Below are 1,514 nucleotides of genomic sequence, written 5' to 3' on the forward strand. Positions count from 1 at the left end.
TTCGTGCTCGATTCCTCTCTGGGACCCGTGCCGGTGGGTGTTCCGGGAGAGCTCTATGTGGACGGGGCCGGCCTGGCCGACGGCTACCTGTACCGTGCCCGGCTGACCGCGGAACGGTTCGTCGCGAATCCTTTCGGCCCGCCCGGCTCACGCATGTACCGGACCGGTGACCTCGTGCGGCGACGCACCGACGGCACGCTGGAATACCTGGGACGGATCGACCACCAGGTCAAGATCCGAGGCATCCGCATCGAACTCGCCGAAATCGAATCCACCCTCGCCCAGCACCCCGACGTGGCATCCTGCGCCGTCATCGCCCGGGAAGACACCCCCGGCAACAAACGCCTGGTCGCCTACTACGTCCCCCGCCCCGGCCGGCTCCTGAGCGTGGACACCCTGCGCCAGTGGTGCGCCCGCACCCTGCCCGACTTCATGATCCCGGGCTGGTTCGTGTCCCTCGACTCCCTGCCCGCCAGCCCCAACGGCAAGACCGACCGCAACGCCCTGCCCGAACCCGAAGGAACCCGGCCCGACCTGGCCAACGACTACCAGCCCCCACGCACCACCACCGAACACACCATCGCCCGGATCTGGAGCGAGGTCCTGGGCATCGACCACATCGGCATCCACGACAACTTCTTCGCCCTGGGCGGCCACTCCCTGATGGCCACCCGCGTCACCACCCGCCTGTTCAAAGAACTCGGCGTCAAAATCGCGGTCCGCGACCTGTTCACCTCACCCACCATCGCCGCACTCACCACCCACACCCACACCCACACCCACACCACCGACGAGCTCCCCCTCACCCCCCGCACCACCGAACACGACATCCCCCTGTCCTTCGCCCAGCAACGCCTGTGGTTCCTCAACCAACTCGACCCCGACAGCATCGAATACTCCCTCCCCTTCAGCTTCCGCACCCACGGACCGCTGGACATCCCCGCCCTCGAAACCGCCCTCACCGGCCTCATCGAACGCCACGAAATACTCCGCACCCGGTTCCTCCTGGGCCACAACGAAGAACCCACCCAAATCATCGACGACCCCTGGCCCCTGCACGCCACCGTCATCGACCTCACCCACATCAACGACACCCACACAGCCGAAACAACCGCAACAACCACACTCGCCGAACACGCCGCCCGCCCTTTCGACCTCACCAGCGGCCGGCTCCTGCGACTGACCATCGCCCGCCTGAACCCCCACCACCACCTCATCACCCTCAACATCCACCACATCGCCGCTGACGGCTGGTCCACCGCCATCCTCGCCACAGAAATCCAGGAACTCTACGCAGCCGCCACCGAAAACCGCCCCCCGAACCTCCCCGAACTCACCGTCCAATACGCCGACTACGCCATCTGGCAACGCCAATGGCTCCAAAACCACACCCTCAACACACAACTCGACTACTGGCGCACCACCCTCGCCGGACTCGAACCCCTCGAACTCCCCACCGACCACCCCCGCCCCACCCACCGCACCAGCCACGGCAACACCATCGACTTCACCAT

At 66.2% G+C, this 1,514-nt stretch carries 1 protein-coding gene; it reads left to right on the forward strand.

Features of this window, described 5'->3' with window-relative positions; all coding sequences use genetic code 11:
• Positions 1 to 33: 33 nt before the first annotated feature.
• Positions 34 to 1,514 (forward strand): condensation domain-containing protein (locus ACFYOB_RS41605; RefSeq protein ID WP_388570298.1); only part of this gene is annotated, 1,481 nt, incomplete at its 3' end.

The sequence above is a fragment of the Streptomyces sp. NPDC006463 genome, from assembly GCF_042870715.1.
Lineage (GTDB): Bacteria > Actinomycetota > Actinomycetes > Streptomycetales > Streptomycetaceae > Streptomyces.